The following is a 450-nucleotide window of genomic DNA, read 5'->3' as shown; positions in this document are numbered from 1 at the left end:
GCAGCCCGCGCCGACGACAACCGCTCGACCAGCAGCATGCCGACACACTCGGTCCATCCCGTCCCGTCCGCGTCCGCACCGAACGAGTTGCACAGGCCGTCGGCAGCCAGCCCGCGCTGTCGCGAGAACTCCACGAACACATCCGGGTTCGGCATCACTGTGACGCCGCCGACCAGCGCCATCGAGCACTCGCCAGACCGCAGCGCCTGCGCGGCCAGGTGCAGCGCGACAAGCGACGACGAGCACGCCGTGTCCACCGTCACCGCCGGACCCTCCAGGCCGAACGAGTACGAGACGCGGCCGGACAGCACGCTCTCAGCTTTCCCGGTGCCGATGTGGCCCGCCGAGTCCGCGACGTCCTCGGACCCCTCGTCCAGCAGCGCGACGTACTCCCGACCGTTGGTGCCGGCGACCACGCCGCCCTGCTCGCCGCGGAGCGACAGCGGGTCG

1 protein-coding gene is annotated in these 450 nt (G+C 71.8%); it reads right to left on the bottom strand.

The genetic code is table 11. The features are described from left to right. On the bottom strand, positions 1–450 hold a 450-nt coding region (locus tag PUR56_RS00125; RefSeq protein ID WP_329947327.1), incomplete at both ends, for a polyketide synthase.

It is taken from the genome of Streptomyces sp. BE303 (assembly GCF_036290945.1).
GTDB lineage: Bacteria > Actinomycetota > Actinomycetes > Streptomycetales > Streptomycetaceae > Kitasatospora.
This window is presented reverse-complemented; position numbering and strand designations above follow the sequence as displayed.